Annotated in this window: 12 protein-coding genes and 2 pseudogenes; 1 reads left to right on the forward strand and 13 read right to left on the reverse strand. The window is 73.9% G+C overall.

What is annotated here, in order from left to right; all coding sequences use genetic code 11:
• Positions 1-39 precede the first annotated feature (39 nt).
• A pseudogene (gene pepN, locus VSR01_RS07940) lies at positions 40-2537 on the reverse strand (aminopeptidase N).
• A 100-nt stretch (positions 2538-2637) separates the two neighbouring features.
• Here pepN and VSR01_RS07945 point away from each other — a divergent pair.
• The gene (locus VSR01_RS07945; RefSeq protein WP_326448553.1) at positions 2638-3543 is read left to right on the forward strand and encodes a hypothetical protein; all 906 of its coding nucleotides are present in this window, start codon (positions 2638-2640) and stop codon (positions 3541-3543) included.
• A 164-nt stretch (positions 3544-3707) separates the two neighbouring features.
• On the opposite strand, the gene VSR01_RS07950 is transcribed toward VSR01_RS07945, so the two are convergent.
• The 12 genes and pseudogenes from VSR01_RS07950 to VSR01_RS08000 form a co-directional block, all read right to left on the reverse strand.
• The gene (locus VSR01_RS07950; protein WP_326448554.1) at positions 3708-5171 is read right to left on the reverse strand and encodes a glutamate synthase subunit beta; all 1464 of its coding nucleotides are present in this window, start codon (positions 5169-5171) and stop codon (positions 3708-3710) included.
• Positions 5164-9711 carry a glutamate synthase large subunit gene (gene gltB / locus VSR01_RS07955; protein ID WP_326448555.1) on the reverse strand — a complete coding sequence of 1516 codons (4548 nt, stop codon included), beginning with the start codon at positions 9709-9711 and terminating at the stop codon, positions 5164-5166. Before gltB ends, VSR01_RS07950 begins: the two co-directional genes overlap by 8 nt.
• Before the next feature lie 413 nt (positions 9712-10124).
• Positions 10125-10859, reverse strand: a complete 735-nt coding sequence (locus tag VSR01_RS07960) for a VIT1/CCC1 transporter family protein (protein ID WP_326448556.1) — start codon at positions 10857-10859, stop codon at positions 10125-10127.
• A 185-nt stretch (positions 10860-11044) separates the two neighbouring features.
• A complete protein-coding gene (gene lgt, locus VSR01_RS07965) occupies positions 11045-12136 on the reverse strand; it encodes a prolipoprotein diacylglyceryl transferase (protein WP_326448557.1) in 1092 nt (363 codons plus the stop codon).
• Positions 12137-12248: 112 nt separating this feature from the next.
• Entirely contained in the window at positions 12249-13070 is an 822-nt protein-coding gene (locus VSR01_RS07970; RefSeq protein WP_326448558.1) for a DsbA family protein, read from the reverse strand.
• 257 nt (positions 13071-13327) lie between these two features.
• Complete coding sequence (gene trpA / locus VSR01_RS07975) at positions 13328-14146, reverse strand: tryptophan synthase subunit alpha (protein ID WP_326448559.1); 819 nt, start codon at positions 14144-14146, stop codon at positions 13328-13330.
• Positions 14143-15406, reverse strand: a pseudogene (gene trpB, locus VSR01_RS07980) (tryptophan synthase subunit beta). Before trpB ends, trpA begins: the two are co-directional and overlap by 4 nt.
• A 91-nt stretch (positions 15407-15497) precedes the next feature.
• A complete protein-coding gene (gene trpM, locus VSR01_RS37680; protein WP_442785413.1) occupies positions 15498-15641 on the reverse strand; it encodes a tryptophan biosynthesis modulator TrpM in 144 nt (47 codons plus the stop codon).
• Positions 15642-15900: 259 nt separating this feature from the next.
• Complete coding sequence (gene trpC / locus VSR01_RS07985) at positions 15901-16710, reverse strand: indole-3-glycerol phosphate synthase TrpC (protein ID WP_326448560.1); 810 nt, start codon at positions 16708-16710, stop codon at positions 15901-15903.
• Between the two features lie 160 nt (positions 16711-16870).
• Positions 16871-17374, reverse strand: coding sequence for a DUF2752 domain-containing protein (locus VSR01_RS07990; RefSeq protein WP_442785657.1), 504 nt, complete (start codon positions 17372-17374; stop codon positions 16871-16873).
• Between the two features lie 165 nt (positions 17375-17539).
• On the reverse strand, positions 17540-17809 hold the full coding sequence (locus tag VSR01_RS07995) for an HGxxPAAW family protein (RefSeq protein ID WP_326448562.1): 270 nt from the start codon (positions 17807-17809) through the stop codon (positions 17540-17542).
• Between the two features lie 223 nt (positions 17810-18032).
• Positions 18033-18656, reverse strand: coding sequence for a TIGR02234 family membrane protein (locus VSR01_RS08000; protein WP_326453549.1), 624 nt, complete (start codon positions 18654-18656; stop codon positions 18033-18035).
• Positions 18657-18954 lie beyond the last annotated feature (298 nt).

Genomic DNA, 18954 nt, shown 5'->3' on the forward strand with positions numbered 1-18954 from the left:
ACGCTCGGCGTCGCGTCGGACCCGGGGTTGCCGGGGCCGTTACTGGGAGGCGCGGACACGCACGGCGCGAGCGAGGTCGTCGAGGTGGTCGGTGAGGGCGCGGCGCAGCGCCGGAGTGGGCGCGTCGTCGGCCAGGCAGGCGCGGGCGACGGCCAGGTGCGCGGAGTCGACCACCACCGTGGGGAAGCCGTGCCGGCTCAAGCCCTCGGCGATCGCCGCTCCCCGCCGCGCGGCCAGCGCCACCGCGTCCGGGTAGAAGCGCGGCACGTAACCGGTCAGCAGGTCCAGCTGCTCGGCCTGCCAGAAGCCCTGGGCCGTCGCCGTGAAGAGGTAGTTGGACACCGTGTCGTCGTGGAAGAGCGCCTGCCACGCCGCCTCCTTCGCCGCGGCCTCCGGCAGCGCCGCCCTGCACCGGGCCGCCCCCTCGCGCCCGGCCGCACTCGGATCGCGGACCAGCTCCGCGTCGATGTCGCCGGCCCCGCCGCCCCCAGCACCGACAGCCGCAGCAGCATCCGCCAGCGCAGCTCGGGGTCCAGCCGCGGCGCGCCGGGCGCCGCCCCCTGGTCGTACCACTCGCGCAGCGCCGCCGCGTCGGCCTCGCCCAGCGCCGAGTCGACGACCGTGCGCAGCGCGGTCAGCCGGACCTCCTCGGGCCCGTTCGCTATCAGCGCGCGCCCGACCTCGGCGAGCCCGGCGAGCGCCGCCGGCCGCAGCTCGGGGGCGAGCAGCCGGTCGGCGACCGGTCCGCGGGCGAACGCGAGCACGCCGTCGATCAGGAACGGATCGCTCTCGCCGGGCAGGTGGCGGCCCACCAGGTCCAGGTACGCGGCCGGCGCGATCCGCCCGTCGCGCACCAGGTCGCGCGCCGCGTTCCAGGCGACCGCGCGGGCGAGCGGGTCCGGCAGCCCGCCGACGGCGTCCACGACGGTCTCCCAGGAGTGCTCGTCGAAGCGGATCTTGGCGAAGGTGAGGTCGCCGTCGTTGAGCAGGATCAGATCGGGCCGCGGCCCGGGCAGTTCGCGCCGGTCGACCACCGAGGTCGCGGCGATGTCCAGGGTCACCCGGTCACGCGGCACCAGCCGTCCCGGCCGGTCCGCCGCGCGGTCGTAGAGCCCGACGGTGATGCGGTGCGGGCGCTCGCCGGTGTGCGTGACGGCCAGCTGCCAGCCGCTGGGCGCGGGCGAGGCGGCCGGGGCGAGGGTGTCGACGCCGCTGGTGCGCAGCCAGGCCGAGGCCCAGGCGTGCACGTCGCGGTCGGTGGCGCCGGCCAGCGAGTCGAGGAAGTCGGCGAGGGCGGCGTTGCCGAAGCGGTGCCGGGCGAAGTGCTCGTTGATGCCGGCGAAGAAGTCCTCGCGGCCCAGCCACGCGACGAGCTGGCGCAGCGCGGACGCGCCCTTGGCGTAGGAGATGCCGTCGAAGTTGGTGAGCGCGGAGGCGGTGTCGGGCACCGCCTGCGGGTCGGGCGCGACGGGGTGGGTGGAGGGCCGCTGGTCGGCGTCGCTGCCCCACGCCTTGCGGACCACCGCGAAGTCGTTCCAGGTGCCGGTGAAGCGGGTGGCCTCGGCGATCACCTGGTAGCCCATGTACTCGGCGAACGACTCGTTCAGCCAGATGTCGTCCCACCAGCGCAGCGTGACCAGGTCGCCGAACCACATGTGGGCCATCTCGTGCGCGACGACCACCGCGCGGAACTGCTCCTCCGCGGGGGTGACCGCGGAGCGGAAGACGAACTCGTCGCGCAGCACGACCAGTCCGGGGTTCTCCATGGCGCCGGCGTTGAACTCCGGCACGAACACCTGGTCGTAGGAGTCGAACGGGTAGGGCTCGGTGAACAGTTCGTGGTAGCGGTCGAAGCAGCGTCTGGTGAGGTCGAACAGGTCCTCGGCGTCGCGGTCCAGGTAGGGCGCGAGCGAGCGGCGGCAGTGCAGTCCGAACGGCAGCCCGGCGTGCTCGGTGCGCACCGAGTGGTACGGGCCGGCGGCGACCGCGAGGAAGTACGTGGCCAGCGGCCGCGTGGGGGCCAGCCGCCAGCGGCCGGGCGCGGTCCGGGTGGCGAGGGTGTTGCCGAGGACCGTCCACTGCTCGGGCGCGGTGACCTCGACGTGGAAGACGGCCTTGAGGTCGGGCTGGTCGAAGGCCGCGGCGACCCGCTGGACGTCGTCGAGGAACAGCTGGGTGTAGACGTACGTCTCGCCGTCCGCGGGGTCGGTGAAGCGGTGCATGCCCTCGCCGGTCCTGGAGTAGCGCATGTCGGTCTCGACCCGCAGTTCGTGCGCGCCCTCGGCCAGGCCGGTCAGCGGCAGCCGGTTGCCGTCCAGCAGCGCCGGGTCCAGCGCGGCGCCGTCCAGCCGGACGCGGTGCAGCGCGGCGGGCTTCAGCTCCACGAAGGTGTCGCAGGCGCGGTGGACCGTGAAGCGGATCACGGTGGTCGAGCCGAAGAGGTCCGCGCCGCGGGTCAGGTCCAGGTCGATCGCATACGTCTGGACGCTCAGGTCGCGGGCGCGGGTCTCGGCTTCGTCGCGGGTCAGAACATACATGCGGCCAACTTACGCGGCTCTCGCCCCGCCCTCCCCTCCACCTCGGCTCCGCGCCGGGCGCTGAGAGCAGGGGCGCGGCGCCCGGCGCTAGGCTCGAAGGGTGGCTGAGGTCGGGGAGGACAGCGGGGGGATCGTCCACGGGTTCCCGCACGTGGACACGGTGCGGGCGTCGCTGACCGCACTGTACCGGCGGCTGTCCGCCGACGGCGTGGAGCGCTACGCGACGAGCATCCGGCCCGAACTCGTCGATTTTCCCGAAGCCGAGGACCTTTACCTCGGCGCCCAGCGTGTGGCCCGGGTGATGGTGCAGCACTTCCGGCTGCCGGACGCCCGGATGGTCGTCGGCTTCCGCGACATGGTCCACGCCGGCAATGTGGAGCTGGCCGCCGGCCCGGAGTACTTCATCGAGCTGCACTCGCGGTTCAGGACCGACCGCCGCGACGTCGGCGCCGCGCTGGCCCACGAGGTGATGCACGTGTGGCTGCACCGGCTCGGCCTGGAGTTCGCCGGCACCCGGGACAACGAGATCCTCACCGACACGGTGACCACGTACCTCGGCGCGGGCTGGCTGCTGCTGGACGCCTACCGCGAGGAGGCGGCGATCCGCGGCGAGCGGCTGATGATGTCGGCGTACAAGCTGGGCTATCTGACGCCCGAGGAGTTCGGGTACGTGCTGGCCAAGCGGGCGCTGGCGTTCGGCGACGACATCGAGCCGTGGTTCCGCAGCCCCCAGGCCCGCGACGCGTACCGCGCCGGGCTGGACAGGGCCCGGCAGGACCTGCGGCGGGCGCCGCTGGCCGCGGCCGGCTGGTCGGCCAGGCGCCGCTACCTGCGCGACCGCCGGATGCTCGCCGCGGCGCCGGACTACTCCTTCGCCGAGGGACCGGGCGGCGTCCGCGTCGCGTTCTCCTGCCCGGTGTGCCACCAGCGGCTGCGGGTGCCGTGCCGGGGGCGGGTCCGGGTCCGGTGCGCGCTGTGCCGTACGGAGCTGGACTGCGACACCTGACCCCCGGCCGCCCCGGGCCGCCGCCACGGGAGCAGCCGTCCCGGGAAGGGCGCAGCGCCCGCCTCCTTGGTCGGGGAGTGGCGAGCGCTGCGGTGTTACCGCCCGCACCTCGTCGTGCGGGACGTCTCACGGGGCGCCGGACACGGGGTCCGGCGCCCGGGGCCTCAGACCGTCAGCGGGCGGTCGGTCGGCCGGATGGGCGCGGGCAGCTGCGAGGGCAGCCCGGTGAGGTACTCGTCGACCGCGCGCGCGGCCGAGCGCCCCTCGGCGATCGCCCAGACGATCAGCGACTGGCCGCGTCCCGCGTCGCCGGCCACGAACACGCCGTCGACGTTGGTGGCGTAGGAGGCGTCGCGGGCGATGTTGCCGCGCGCGTCCAGCTCCAGGCCGAGCTGCTCGACCAGGCCGTTCTTCTGGTCGGTGCCGGTGAAGCCCATCGCGAGGGTGACCAGGTCGGCCGGGATGACCCGCTCGGTGCCCTCCTGCGGCACGAACGCGCCGCCCTCGAACACCACCTCGACCAGGTGCAGTTCGCGCACATGGCCGTTCTCGTCGCCGGTGAAGCGGACGGTGTTGACGGCGTAGACCCGCTCACCGCCTTCCTCGTGCGCGGAGGTGACCTTGTAGACCATCGGCATCGTCGGCCAGGGCTGGTGCGCGGGCCGGTCGTCGGCCGGGCGCGGCATGATCTCCAGCTGGGTGACGGACCGGGCGCCCTGGCGGTGCGCGGTGCCGACGCAGTCCGCGCCGGTGTCGCCGCCGCCGATGACCACGACGTGCTTGCCCTCGGCGGTGATCGGCGGCGCGACGAAGTCGCCCTCCTGCACCTTGTTGGCCAGCGGGAGGTACTCCATGGCCTGGTGGATGCCGTCGAGCTCGCGGCCCTCGACCGGCAGGTCCCGCCACTGGGTGGCGCCGGCCGCGACGACCACCGCGTCGTACCGCTTGGTGAGCGTGGCGGCGTCCAGGTCGGTGCCGATCTGCACGCCGGTGCGGAACTTGGTGCCCTCCGCGCGCATCTGCTCGATGCGCCGGTTGATGTGCCGCTTCTCCATCTTGAACTCGGGGATGCCGTAGCGCAGCAGCCCGCCGATCCGGTCGGCCCGCTCGTAGACGGCGACGGTGTGCCCGGCGCGGGTGAGCTGCTGGGCGGCGGCCAGTCCCGCCGGTCCGGAGCCGATCACCGCGACGGTCTTGCCGGACAGCCGCTCCGGCGGCTGCGGGGTCACGTCGCCGCTGTCCCACGCCTTGTCGATGATGGTGACTTCGACGTTCTTGATGGTGACCGGCGGCTGGTTGATGCCGAGCACGCACGCGGACTCGCACGGCGCCGGGCACAGCCGCCCGGTGAACTCCGGGAAGTTGTTGGTGGCGTGCAGCCGCTCGGAGGCGGCCCGCCAGTCCTCGCGGTAGGCGTAGTCGTTCCACTCGGGGATGAGGTTCCCCAGCGGGCAGCCGTTGTGGCAGAACGGGATGCCGCAGTCCATGCAGCGGCCGGCCTGCTTGGTGATGATCGGCAGCAGGCCGCCGGGGACGTAGACCTCGTTCCAGTCCTGCTTGCGCTCCTCGACCGGGCGGGTCGGCGCGGTCTCGCGGCCGGTGGTGAGGAAGCCCTTGGGGTCAGCCATTCGCCGCCTCCATCATCTTCGCGGTGGTCTCGGACTCGGAGAGCCCGGCCTGCTCGGCGGCGTTCTTGGCGGCGAGCACTGCCTTGTAGTCCCTCGGCATGACCTTGCCGAAGCGGGTGAGGGCGCTCCCCCAGTCGGCGAGCAGCCGCTCGGCGACGGTGGAGCCGGTCTCCTCGTAGTGGCGGCGCACCACGTCGTGCAGCCACGTGATGTCGTCGGCGTCCAGCGCCTCGACGCCGACCATGCCGGGGTTGACGCGGTCCGCGGCGAGGTCGAGGACGTACGCGATGCCGCCGGACATGCCGGCCGCGAAGTTGCGGCCGGTGGGGCCGAGCACCACGGCGCGGCCACCGGTCATGTACTCGCAGCCGTGGTCGCCGACGCCCTCGGCGACCACGGTCGCGCCGGAGTTGCGCACGCAGAAGCGCTCGCCGGTGCGGCCGCGCAGGAACAGCTCGCCGCCGGTGGCTCCGTAGGCGATGGTGTTGCCGGCGATGGTGGAGTCCTCGTCCAGGTGGTCGGCGCCGCGGTCGGGGCGGACCACGATCCGGCCGCCGGACAGGCCCTTGCCGACGTAGTCGTTGGCGTCGCCCTCCAGCCGCAGGGTGATGCCGCGGGGCAGGAAGGCGCCGAACGACTGGCCGGCCGAGCCGGTCAGGGTGATGTCGATGGTGCCGTCGGGCAGGCCCGCGCCGCCGTACTTCTTCGTCACCTCGTGGCCGAGCATGGTGCCGACCGTGCGGTTGACGTTGCGCACCCGGATCTGGGCGCGGACCGGCGCGCCGGAGTCCAGCGCCTCGGCGGCGAGCCTGATCAGCTCGTTGTCCAGCGCCTTGTCCAGGCCGTGGTCCTGCTCGGTGGTGCGGTGCCGGACCGCGCCCTCGGGCAGTTCGGGCACGTACAGCAGCGGCGCCAGGTCCAGGCCCTGGGCCTTCCAGTGGTCGACGGCGCGGCCGGCGTCGATCAGCTCGGCGTGGCCGACGGCCTCCTCGATCGAGCGGAAGCCCAGCTCGGCGAGGAGTTCGCGGACCTCCTCGGCGATGAACTCGAAGAAGTTCACGACGAACTCGGGCTTGCCGCTGAACCGGTCGCGCAGCACCGGGTTCTGGGTGGCGACGCCGACCGGGCAGGTGTCCAGGTGGCAGACGCGCATCATGACGCAGCCGGAGACGACCAGCGGCGCGGTGGCGAAGCCGAACTCCTCGGCGCCGAGCAGCGCGGCGATCACCACGTCGCGGCCGGTCTTCAGCTGGCCGTCGGTCTGCACCACGATGCGGTCGCGCAGGCCGTTGAGCAGCAGCGTCTGCTGGGTCTCGGCCAGGCCCAGCTCCCAGGGGCCGCCGGCGTGCTTGAGCGAGGTGAGCGGGGAGGCGCCGGTGCCGCCGTCGTGGCCGGAGATCAGCACCACGTCGGCGTGCGCCTTGGACACGCCGGCCGCGACGGTGCCGACGCCGACCTCGGAGACCAGCTTGACGTGCACGCGGGCCCGCGGGTTGGCGTTCTTCAGGTCGTGGATGAGCTGGGCGAGGTCCTCGATGGAGTAGATGTCGTGGTGCGGCGGCGGCGAGATCAGGCCGACGCCGGGGGTGGAGTGCCGGGTGCCGGCCACCCACGGGTAGACCTTGTGGCCGGGCAGCTGGCCGCCCTCGCCGGGCTTGGCGCCCTGGGCCATCTTGATCTGGATGTCGTCGGCGTTGACCAGGTACTCGGAGGTGACGCCGAAGCGGCCGGAGGCGACCTGCTTGATGGCGCTGCGCCGGGCCGGGTCGTAGAGCCGCTCGGGGTCCTCGCCGCCCTCGCCGGTGTTGGACTTGCCGCCGAGCTGGTTCATCGCGATGGCGAGCGTCTCGTGCGCCTCGCGGGAGATCGAGCCGTACGACATGGCGCCGGTGGAGAACCGCTTGACGATCTCGCTGACCGGCTCGACCTCCTCGATCGGCACCGGGGTCCGCTCGTTCTTCAGCGCGAACAGGCCGCGCAGCGTCATCAGCCGCTCGGACTGCTCGTTCACCCGCTGCGTGTACTGCTTGAAGATGTCGTAGCGGCGGGTGCGGGTGGCGTGCTGCAGCCGGAAGACGGTGTCGGGGTCGAACAGGTGCGGCTCGCCCTCGCGGCGCCACTGGTACTCGCCGCCGATCTCCAGCCGGCGGTGCGCGGCGGAGATGCCGGAGGCCGGGTAGGCCTTGGCGTGCCGGGCGGCGACCTCCTTGGCGATGACGTCGATGCCGGCCCCGCCGATCTTGGTGTCGGTGAGGTGGAAGTAGGTGTCGACGAAGTCGGCGTCCAGGCCGACGGCCTCGAAGACCTGCGCGCCGCGGTAGGAGGCGACGGTGGAGATGCCCATCTTGGACATCACCTTCAGCACGCCCTTGCCCAGCGCCTTGATCAGGTTGCGGATGGCGGTCTCGGCGTCCAGGCCGGGCAGGAAGGTGCCCTCGCGGACCAGGTCCTCGACCGACTCCATGGCCAGGTACGGGTTGACCGCGGCGGCGCCGTAGCCGATGAGCAGCGCCACGTGGTGCACCTCGCGGACGTCGCCGGCCTCGACCAGCACGCCGACCTGGGTGCGCTGCTTGGTGCGGATCAGGTGGTGGTGGACCGCGGAGGTCAGCAGCAGCGAGGGGATCGGGGCGTGCTCGGCGTCGGAGTGCCGGTCGGAGAGCACGATGAGGCGGGCGCCGTCCTCTATGGCGGCGTCGGTCTCGGCGCAGATCTCGGCGAGCCGCGCGGCCAGCGCGTCGCCGCCGCCGGCCACCCGGTACAGGCCGGAGAGGGTGGCGGCCTTCATGCCGGGCATGTCGCCGTCGGCGTTGACGTGGATGAGCTTGGCCAGCTCGTCGTTGTCGATGACCGGGAAGGGCAGGGTGATGTTGCGACAGGAGGCGGGGCTGGGCTCCAGCAGGTTGCCCGAGGGGCCGATGGTGGAGATCAGCGAGGTGACCAGTTCCTCGCGGATGGCGTCCAGCGGCGGGTTGGTGACCTGCGCGAACAGCTGGGTGAAGTAGTCGAAGAGCAGCCGCGGCCGGTCGGAGAGGGCGGCGATCGGCGAGTCGGTGCCCATCGAGCCGATCGGCTCGGCGCCGGTGCGGGCCATCGGCGCGAGGATGACCCGCAGCTCCTCCTCGGTGTAGCCGAAGGTCTGCTGGCGCCGGGTGACCGAGGCGTGGGTGTGCACGATGTGCTCGCGCTCGGGCAGGTCGGCGAGGTCGATCAGCCCCGCGTCCAGCCAGTCGGCGTACGGGTGCTGGGCGGCCATCGCGGACTTGATCTCGTCGTCCTCGACGATGCGGTGCTCGACGGTGTCGACCAGGAACATCCGGCCGGGCTGCAGCCGGCCCTTGCGGACCACCCGGGCGGGGTCGATGGCGTCGAGCACGCCGGACTCCGAGGCGAGCACCACCAGGCCGTCGTCGGTGACCCAGTAACGGCCCGGGCGCAGCCCGTTGCGGTCCAGCACCGCGCCGACCACCGAGCCGTCGGTGAAGGTGACGCACGCCGGGCCGTCCCAGGGCTCCATCAGGGTGGAGTGGTACTGGTAGAAGGCGCGCCGGTCCGGGTCCATGGAGGCGTGGTTCTCCCAGGCCTCGGGGATCATCATCAGCACGCTGTGCGGCAGCGACCGGCCGCCGAGGTGGAGCAGCTCCAGCACCTCGTCGAAGGAGGCGGTGTCGGAGGCGCCGGGGGTGCAGATCGGGTAGATCCGCTCCAGGTCGCCGCTGAACAGCTCGCTGGCCAGCTGCGACTCGCGGGCGCGCATCCAGTTGCGGTTGCCCTTGACGGTGTTGATCTCGCCGTTGTGCGCCACGAAGCGGTACGGGTGGGCGAGCGGCCAGCTCGGGAAGGTGTTGGTGGAGAAGCGGGAGTGGACCAGCGCGATGGCGGTGGCGAAGCGCGGGTCGGACAGGTCGGGGAAGAACGGTTCGAGCTGCCCGGTGGTGAGCATGCCCTTGTAGACCAGGGTCCGCGCGGACAGCGACGGGAAGTACACGTCGGCCTCGCGCTCGGCGCGCTTGCGCAGCACGAAGGCGGGCCGGTCCAGGGCGATGCCCTCCCGGCGGCCCTCGGCGTCGGTCACGAAGAGCTGCGAGAAGTACGGCATGGTGGAGCGGGAGGTGGCGCCGAGCAGGTCGGGCGAGACCGGGACCTCGCGCCAGCCGAGGACGGTCAGGCCCTCCTCGGCGGCGATCCGCTCGATCGCGTCGACGGCCTTGGTGCGGTCCTCGGCGTCGACCGGCAGGAAGGCGGTGCCGACGGCGTAGCGGCCGGCCGCGGGCAGGTCGAAGCCGGTGTTCGCGCGCAGGAAGGCGTCCGGGACCTGGAGCAGGATGCCCGCGCCGTCGCCCGAGTCGGGCTCGGCGCCGGTGGCGCCGCGGTGCTCCAGGTTGCGCAGGACGGTGAGGGCCTGCTCGACCAGGCCATGGCTCGCCTCGCCGGTGAGGGTGGCGACAAAGCCGACACCGCAGGCGTCGTGCTCATTGCGGGGGTCGTACATCCCCTGCGGGCCGGGACGCCCGTCCATGAACGCGGAACGCGAACGCATGGCTCTCCCGTCGTCGTCATTGTGGCTGGTATGCATCGCCTGTCATAGGCATGCGCAACAGGGACGACGCTGGCCCTCTGCGATTTCGTGCAGGTTACATGATGGCCGAGTGTTCGAGACGCGGATATGTGATTCCACATGGTGGACACTCGGCGGGTCTCGCGCGATGGGTTCCGGCCAGCCGCGGGCGGGCCGGAGGGGTGCTGGACAAGCTGATGAGGGGGGTGCTCAAAGGTGGTGCGGAAACGTGGTGCGGAATGTGGTGCGGAGGGTCGTGACAAGGGGGCAAGGAAGGAGTGGTGCGGTCGCGGTCTGGCGGCTCTGCCGACGCGTTACCGAGTGATGCCCCGCCCGGGGCTCGCTGAAACGAGCGGGAAACACATGCTTCCGGTCGATCCCCGACCCGTCACGGATCAGTTTACGGCTGTCCCGATCGCGGCGCCGATGCCGAAGGTCACAGCGGCCGCGGCGCCGCCCAGCGCCAGCTGCCGCAGCCCGCTGAACCACCACGAGCGGGCGGTGACGCGGGCCACCGCGGCGCCGCAGCCGAACAGCCCGGCGAGCGCCAGCAGCAGCGCCGGCCACAGCGCCCGGGCGCCCAGCAGGAACGGCAGCACCGGCAGCAGCGCGCCGAGCGCGAAGGAACCGAACGAGGAGACCGCCGCGACCAGCGGCGAGGGCAGGTCGTCCGGGTCGACGCCCAGCTCCTCGCGGGCGTGGATCTCCAGCGCCTGCTCCGGGTCGGCGGACAGCTGCCGCGCCACCTCGTGGGCCAGCTCGGGCTCCACGCCGCGGGCGACGTAGAGCGCGGCCAGCTCGCGCAGCTCGTCCTCGGGGTGCCGGTCCAGCTCGATCCGCTCGACCGCCAGCTCCGCCTCGACCAGCTCGCGCTGGGAGGCCACCGAGGTGTACTCGCCCGCGGCCATCGAGAAGGCGCCCGCCGCGAGCCCGGCCAGGCCGGTCACGACCAGGGTGCGGGTGCCGACCGAGCCGCCGGCCATGCCGGTCATCAGGGCGAGATTGGAGACCAGGCCGTCCATGGCGCCGAAGACCGCGGGCCGCAGCCAGCCGCCGCTGACGTCGCGGTGCGTGTGGTGCGGTACGTGGTACGGGTTCGCCGGCGCGGTGTCCTCGACGACGGTCGTCATGCTCCGCATCCCCTCCCCCGGACCCCGTCCCAGGCCCGCTCCAGCCGCATCCCGGCCGTCCTCACAGCCGGACAACGCTTCGACGGTAACGGGGATTCCGGCCCGCCGCCAGCAAGGCCAGGCTGCCCTGACCTGGGGATACGGGTCCGGTCCGGCTCACGGAGCCGGTCGCGGAGGGGCCCGGGCTAGTGGGGGTTGGCCGCGGCGGAGGGGCCGCCGGCGGCGGAGCGCTCGGCCTTGGCGTCGCCGTCGTCCCGGGCCTCGCCGTCGGGCTCGGCGTGGTCGTCTTCCCGGGCGTCACGATCGGCGTCGGCGTCGGCGGAGCCGGCGCTCGCGTCGGAGGCGTCGTCCGCGTCGGAGGCGTCGTCCGCGTCGGAGGCGTCGTCCGCGTCGGAGGCGGCGGCCTGGTCGGCCCCGGCGTCCTGGTCGGCCCCGGCGTCACCGGTCGCGCCCGCGGCGCCCGCTCCGGGCTCGACGGTCAGCTCGCGGCCCGGCCGCAGCCGGTTGCTGAGCACGAAGTAGGCCACGGCCGCCAGGAAGACGATCAGCGCGGTCCAGTCGTTCAGCCGCAGGCCCAGGATGTGGTGGGCGAAGTCGGAGCGCATGTGCTCGATCCAGGCCCGGCCCACGCAGTACGACGCGACGTAGAGGGCGAAGGCCCGGCCGTGGCCCAGCTGGAAGCGGCGGTCCGCCCACAGCACCAGCAGCGCGACGCCGACGCACCACAGCGACTCGTACAGAAAGGTCGGCTGGTAGATGCCCGGGACCCGGTCGCCCGCGTCACTGGTGATCTTCAGGCCCCACGGCAGCGACGTGTGGTCGCCGTACAGCTCCTGGTTGAACCAGTTGCCCCAGCGGCCGATGGCCTGGGCGAAGGCGATGCCCGGCGCGATCGCGTCGGCGTAGGCGGGCAGTGCGATGCCGCGGCGGCGGCAGCCGATCCACGCGCCCAGCGCGCCCATGGCGATGGCGCCCCAGATGCCGAGGCCGCCCTGCCAGATCTTGAAGGCGTCGACCCAGTCCTTGCCGTCGGTGAAGTACAGCTCGTAGTCGGTGATGACGTGGTAGAGCCGCCCGCCGACCAGGCCGAAGGGCACCGCCCACACGGCGATGTCGGCCACCGTGCCGGGCCGGCCGCCACGGTCCACCCAGCGCTTGCCTCCCAGCCAGACGGCCACGAAGACACCGATGATGATGCAGAAGGCGTAGCCGCGCAGCGGGATCGGTCCGAGGTGGACCACCCCGTGCGAAGGGCTGGGAATGTATGCGAGGTCCATGGCACCACTGACGCTACCCTGCCGGGCGGGAAAGAGGCAACCCCGCCCGGCTACGTATGGATAACACCGGGGCCGGGCGGCCGGGCGGGCGGGCGGCGCCGGGGCGGCCGGGTCAGGACGGCGACGCGGTGGCGGTGGCGGTGCCCTTGGGCTTGCCCTTGTTCGCGTCGGCGACCATCTGCTTCAGCGAGTCCGGCGTGAGGTTGCTGTCGGCGCCGTAGACGCTCTTGCCGTTCAGCAGGATGGTGGGCGTGGAGTCGTAGCCCGAGCGGTTGAAGGCGTCGTTGGACTTCTTCACCCAGTTGTCGTGGGTGCCGTTGTTCACGCAGGCGGTGAAGGCGGGGGTGGTCAGGCCGTCGACCTTGCCGGCCAGCTGCAGCAGGGTCTTCTTGTCGCCGAACCTGTCGTCCTGCTCGTCGGGCTGGTTGGCGTACAGCACGTCGTGGAAGGCGCGGAACTTCCCCTGGTCCTGGGCGCAGGCCGCGGCGTTCGCCGCGTTCAGCGAGCCGGTGCCGCCGAGGTTGCCGTCGATGAGCAGCACCAGGCGGTACTCCGTGCGGACCTGGCCGGAGTCCTCCAGCTGGTGGATGGTCGGCGTGAAGGTCTTCTCGAAGGCGTCGCAGGCCGGGCAGCGGAAGTCTTCCCACACGGTCAGCGTCGAGGGCGCGTCGCTCGCGCCGACCGGGATGACCAAATTGTCCTTCCCGACGGCGCCCTTGGGCGCGGCGACCGGCGCGGAGGAGTCGCTGCTGGTCTTGTTGCTGTTGTGGTCGGCCACCAGCACGCCGACGACGGCCGCCACCGCCAGCACGGCCACCACGCCGCCGGCCACCACCGCGGTCCGCTTGCGCCGGGCGCGGGCCTCCTCCTTCGCACGCTGCTGCCTGAGCGCCTCGCGGGCGCTGCGCTTTCCGTCTCGGTTCTTCTCGCTCACGACCGGGCAACGGCGCGGGGCGGCGCTGAGCGCCTCCCCGCACCGTTTTTCGCCCTTCGGAGTGACAAGAATCCGCCGCCCGGGTGACCCCCGCGGCCCGCGTGCCCGGCCCGGCGCGCGCGGGCCGGCGCGCGCGGGCCGGCGCACGCGGGCCGGCGCGCGCGGGCCGGCGCACGCGGGCCGGCGCACGCGGGCCGGCGCACGCGGGCCGGCGCACGCGGGCCGCCCAGCCGCGGGCGGCCCGGGGCGGCCCCCGGTCAGCCGCGCTTGCGGACGCCCTCGGCCAGCTCCGCGGCCAGTGCCCGAACCGCGGCCAGGCCCGCCGCCTCGTCATCGCGGTGGTCCAGCAGCCGCTTGACGAAGGCCGAGCCGACGATGACGCCGTCGGCGAAGGACGCCACCTCGGCGGCCTGCGCCGCGTTGGACACGCCCAGGCCCACGCAGACCGGCAGCTCGGTGGTGTCGCGGGTGCGGCGCACCAGGCCGGCGGCCTGCTCGCCGACGCTGGCACGGGTGCCGGTGACGCCCATCAGCGAGGCCGCGTAGACAAAGCCGCTGCCGGCCGCGGTGATCCTGGCCAGCCGTTCGTCCCGGCTGGACGGCGCGACCACGAAGACGGTCGCCAGGCCCTGCTGCTCGGCCGCCTTGCGCCACGCCTCGGACTCCTCGACCGGCAGGTCGGGCAGGATGCAGCCGGCGCCGCCGGCCTCTGCCAGCTCGGTGGCGAAGCGCTCGGCGCCGTACCGGTCGACGGGGTTCCAGTACGTCATCACCAGCACCGGCTTTCCGGTGGCGGCGTGCGCCTCGCGGACCGTGCGCAGCACGTCGGCGATCCGCACGCCGTTCTTCAGCGCGATGTCGTCGGCGGTCTGGATGACCGGGCCGTCGAGCACCGGGTCGCTGTGCGGCAGGCCGACCTCGACGATGTCCGCGCCGCCGTCCAGCGCGGCCCGGACCGCGGCGATGCCGCCGTCGACGGTCGGGAAGCCGGCCGGCAGGTAGGCGATCAGCGCGGCCCGGTCCTCGGCCCTGGCCGCCGCGATGGTCTGCTCCAGAAGGGTGATCTGCCCGCTCACTTCGCGTCCCCCGTCCCGCCCTGCGCGGCGCCCTGGTCGTACAGCCCGAAGTACCGGGCGGCGGTGTCCATGTCCTTGTCGCCGCGGCCGGAGAGGTTGACCACGATCAGGCCGTCCGGGCCCAGCTCGCGGCCGACCTCCAGCGCGCCGGCCAGCGCGTGCGCGCTCTCGATCGCCGGGATGACGCCCTCGGTGCGCGACAGCAGGCGCAGCGCCTGCATGGCGTCGTCGTCGGTGACCGCGCGGTACTCCGCCCGCCCGCTGTCCTTGAGGTACGCGTGCTCGGGACCGACGCCCGGGTAGTCCAGGCCGGCCGAGATCGAGTACGGCTCGGTGATCTGGCCCTCGTCGTCCTGCAGGACGTACGAACGGGAGCCGTGCAGGATGCCGGGCTCGCCCGCGGTCAGCGTGGCCGCGTGCTCGCCGCTGGGGACGCCGCGGCCGGCCTGCGCAGCCGATCAGCCGGACGCCGGTGTCCGGCAGGAAGGCGTGGAACAGGCCCATCGCGTTGGAGCCGCCGCCGACACAGGCGATCGCCGCGTCGGGCAGCCGGCCGGCGCGCTCCAGCAGCTGGCGGCGGGCCTCGACGCCGATGACGCGGTGGAAGTCGCGGACCATCGCGGGGAACGGGTGCGGGCCGGCGACGGTGCCGAACAGGTAGTGGGTGCGGTCGACGTTGGCGACCCAGTCGCGGAACGCCTCGTTGATGGCGTCCTTCAGGGTGCGGCTGCCGGAGGTGACGGCGACCACCTCGGCGCCGAGCATGCGCATCCGGGCGACGTTGAGCGCCTGCCGCTCGGTGTCGACCTCGCCCATGTAGATGGTGCACTCCAGGCCGAACAGCGCGCAGGCGGTGGCGGTGGCCACGCCGTGCTGGCCGGCGCCGGTCTCGGCGATGACGCGGGTCTTGCCCATCCGGCGGGTGAGCAGGGCCTGGCCGAGCACGTTGTTGATCTTGTGCGAGCCGGTGTGGTTGAGGTCCTCGCGCTTGAGGAAGACGCGGGCGCCGCCGGCGTCGCGCGCGAACCGCGGCACCTCGGTGAGGGCGCTGGGGCGGCCGGTGTAGTTGACCATCAGGTCGTTGAGCTCGGCGGCGAAGCCGGGGTCGGCCTTCGCCTTCTCGTACTCGGCGGCGACCTCGTCCACGGCGGCGACCAGCGCCTCGGGGATGAACTTGCCGCCGAAGGCGCCGAAGTAGCCCTCCGGGCTGGGGACGGCGCCTTCCGGGTCGGGCAGGAAGAAGTCAGGTCGGTGCGACATGGGTGTCCCTTGCAGATGATGGGGGCCTCACCGCGGGCGGCGTGCCGAGCGTCGCCGGGCGCCGCGTTCGCGGGAAGGGGGGGCGCGGGGGTCAGGCCCGGCGCCATCGCCTGCCGTTCACCTGGCCGGGTTCGCAGCCGATCACGTAGCGTACGCGGCGGCCCAGCACGCGGCGCGCCGGCGCGCGGCAGCCGCGCGGGCGGCATCCGGGACCCAGTCGCGCAGCCAACTCCACGCGCCGAGTCTATCCCGGCTCCGCGGCCGCCAGCTCAACGCTGAGCGCTGCCCCCCAGGGGCGCGGGGAACGGCGCGACCAGCCCATCCGCGGCCCGCAGATCGCCACCGCCCAGAAGGGGCAGCCCAGTCCGCTCCGGACCACCCGCCGGTGGGGGCTGAGCGCGCAGTTCCCCGCGCCCCTGGGGGCTGACGTCCAGCGTCACGGCGCCCCGCGGAGGGGGAAGGGCTCGACCTCGGGCGTTGACCCGGACCGGAGGTCAGTCGCGGGGGGTGCGCAGCGCCGGATGCGCCCCGGCGGCGACCAGATCGGCGACGGCGCCGCGCGGATCGCGCCCGGTGACCAGCGACTCGCCGACCAGGACCGCGTCGGCCCCGTCGTGCGCGTAGGCGATCAGGTCGTGCGGCCCGCGCACCCCGGACTCCGCGACCTTGACGATCCGGTCCGGGATCTCCGGGGCGACCCGGGCGAACGTGCCCCGGTCCACCTCCAGCGTCTTGAGGTTGCGCGCGTTGACCCCGATCACACGCGCGCCCGCGTCGACCGCCCGCGCCGCCTCCTCCTCGTCGTGCACCTCGACCAGCGGGGTGAGTCCGATCGACTCGGCCCGCTCGATCAGCGACACCAGCGCCGGCTGGTCGAGCGCCGCGACGATGAGCAGCGCGATGTCCGCGCCGTACGCCCTGGCCTCCCACAGCTGGTACGCGGTCACGATGAAGTCCTTGCGCAGCACCGGGATGTCGACCTTGGCCCGGACCGCCTCCAGGTCGGCGAGCGATCCGCCGAACCGCCGCTGCTCGGTGAGCACGCTGATCGCCGCCGCGCCGCCGGCCTCGTAGTCCGCGGCGAGCCCGGCCGGATCGGCGATCGCGGCGAGCGCGCCCTTGGAGGGGCTGGACCGCTTGACCTCGCAGATGACCGTGACGCCCTCGCCGCGCAGCGCCGCCGCGCCGTCCTTGGCGTCACGCGCCCGCGCGGCCCGCTCCTTGAGCTCGTCGAGGGTGACCCGGGCCTGTCGCTCGGCGAGGTCAGCGCGGACACCGTCGATGATCTCGTCGAGCACGCTCACGCGAGAACTCCCCTTACGTCCGGGTGGAGCAGCGAAATGATCAAGCCAGCGGTGCGGACCGGCGGCTCCTTCGATGGTATCGGGCGAAGCTCCCGGAATCCGCATCCGGTGATCCGCGCCCGCGCCACCTGGACGAACGCCGCCGCGTGACCGTCCGCACTCACGGTGCGAGCACCGATCCGAAGGGCAGGTTCCGGACAACGCCGAAGCCGATCAGCAGCCCCCAGATCGCCCAGCGGTGGCCGCGGCCGAGGGCCGGGCGGAAGGGCAGGCCGCGCACCGACCGCCAGCACCACACCGCCCAGACCACGGCGAACAGCGCGTATCCGGCCACGGCCAGCGCGTTGCAGCCCAGTGCCGTGCCGAACCGCCCGTGCGCGACCGCGTAGGCGCTGCGCAGCCCGCCGCAGCCGGGGCAGTACAGGCCCGTGTAGTGCAGCAGCGGGCAGACCGGATAGTGCCCGGGGGTGTTGGGGTCGACCGCGCCCACGAAACAGAAGGCCGCCACGACGCCGCCGAGCACGCCCAGCGGCACGGCGGCCCCGCGCAGCCCGGCGGCGGGTGCGGGTGCGAGTGCGGACGCGGGGTCCGCGGGGGCCGCAGAAGCTGCGGGTGCCACAGGAGCTGCGGGTGCCGCGGGGGCTACGGAGGCCGCGGGCGCCATGGAAGCCCCCGGCGCCGCGGGGGCCGGTTCGGTGCCCGGCGCGACGGGGGCCGGTTCGGTGCTCGGCGTCACGCCTTCGATTCTGGCCCCGGACGCACGAAGGCGCAGCCCGCGGACCCGGGGCTCTGCCCCAGGGGTCCACGGCTGCGCCCGCCGATCAGCGGATCACGCGTTCGCGTGCGCCCGCGGCTCGCCCTCGGTCTGCTCGGACTCCAGGTCGGAGGTCCGCACCAGCGGCTCCTCCTTCTTGCCCAGGCCGAGCGCGCTCATCGCACCGCCCACGATCGCGCCGAGCAGCACGAGGGCCATGCCCGCCCAGAAGCCGACCGGCTTCGCGGCGACGATGAAGACGCCGCCGACGCAGAAGCCGACGAAGGCGATGATCACGCCGGTCCAGGCGGCGGGCGTGTGTCCGTGGTCGTGCTGGGCCGCCATCAGTGCTCCTAGAGGTTCTCGGTCGGTTGCCGCGTCTGCTGTTGTCGCTGTTGCCTGCTGCCGTCGCGTGGTCGCGCCTGCGTGTCGCAGGGCCGGCGCGTCCCGCGTCGTGCTCGGTGGCCGCGGGCCGGCGGGATGCCGTCCGCTTCCTCCCCCATTGTTGCGCGCGGGACCCGCGGACCGCGCACGGGGGTCCCGCGCGCCGGTCCGGCGCGGAGCGCCGTCAGCCGGTCGGGTCCTCGCCGCGGTCGAGCGCCTTCCACAGGTCCTCGGGGCGGTCCGGGTCGACCGGCGGCGCGGCGCGGCGGACGGCGGGCGCGGGACGGCCGCCGCGTTCGTAGCGTCCGGTGCCCGACATGGCCGGCCAGTGCCGGCCGAAGCCCAGCGCGAGCAGGCCGGCGGCGAGCAGCAGCACACCGCCGGCCGCGGCGACCAGCGGCCACGCGGTGACGGTCACGTGCTCGGCGGCGGCCCGGCTGAGGCCGGTGGCGCGCGCGGCGGCTTCGTCGAGGGCGTGCCGGTCGTCCCGCCGGGCCAGCGCGGTGGCCACGGTGCCCAGGCCGCTGAGCGCGAGCAGCGCGGAGACGACGGTCCGCGCGGCGCGGCGGACGGCGAAGACGGCGACCAGCGAGGCCAGGCCGACCAGGGCGAGCGCGCCGGGCAGCGCGGTGGTCTGGCTGCCGCCGGCGTGCACGGGCAGCGCGGCCCCGCCGAAGCTCGCGGTGCCGTGGCTCCACGTCTTGCCCGCGGCCAGCAGCACCAGGCTCGCGCCGATCACGCCGAGCGCCAGCGCCGCGGCGAGCGCCCGCGTCGCGCTCCGCGGCCGCCCGCTCCCCCGCGCCACCACCGTCGCCGCGGCGGCGGCTTGCCCGGCGGTGGCCTGCCCTGCGGCGGCCGGGTCGGGCTCGACGGCCTCCGGCGCGGCGGACGCGGCGGATTCGGCGGCCTGCTGCTGGGCGCGGGGCGGCGGGACGTGGCTCACCCCTCCACTATCGCCTGCCGACCGCGGCGCCCCGCTCCCGGGGTCCGTTCCGCGCCGTCCGCACCACGCTTGTCGAGGCGCGGCGACACGCCGCGATACCGCCGCGACACCCCGCGATACCGCCGCGATACGCCGGTGCGTTACCGCCGTCGCACCTGCGGCG

Origin of the sequence: Actinacidiphila sp. DG2A-62 (assembly GCF_035825295.1) — a bacterium.
Classification (GTDB): Bacteria; Actinomycetota; Actinomycetes; order Streptomycetales; family Streptomycetaceae; genus Actinacidiphila.

Coding starts and splice junctions, on each gene's coding strand:
- VSR01_RS07950 (WP_326448554.1), bottom strand. CDS start 5,171: ATGGCTGACCCCAAGGGCTTCCTCACCACCGGCCGCGAGACCGCGCCG.
- gltB (WP_326448555.1), bottom strand. CDS start 9,711: ATGCGTTCGCGTTCCGCGTTCATGGACGGGCGTCCCGGCCCGCAGGGG.
- lgt (WP_326448557.1), bottom strand. CDS start 12,136: ATGGACCTCGCATACATTCCCAGCCCTTCGCACGGGGTGGTCCACCTC.
- VSR01_RS07960 (WP_326448556.1), bottom strand. CDS start 10,859: ATGACGACCGTCGTCGAGGACACCGCGCCGGCGAACCCGTACCACGTA.
- VSR01_RS07995 (WP_326448562.1), bottom strand. CDS start 17,809: ATGGCGGCCCAGCACGACCACGGACACACGCCCGCCGCCTGGACCGGC.
- VSR01_RS07990 (WP_442785657.1), bottom strand. CDS start 17,374: ATGGCGCCCGCGGCCTCCGTAGCCCCCGCGGCACCCGCAGCTCCTGTG.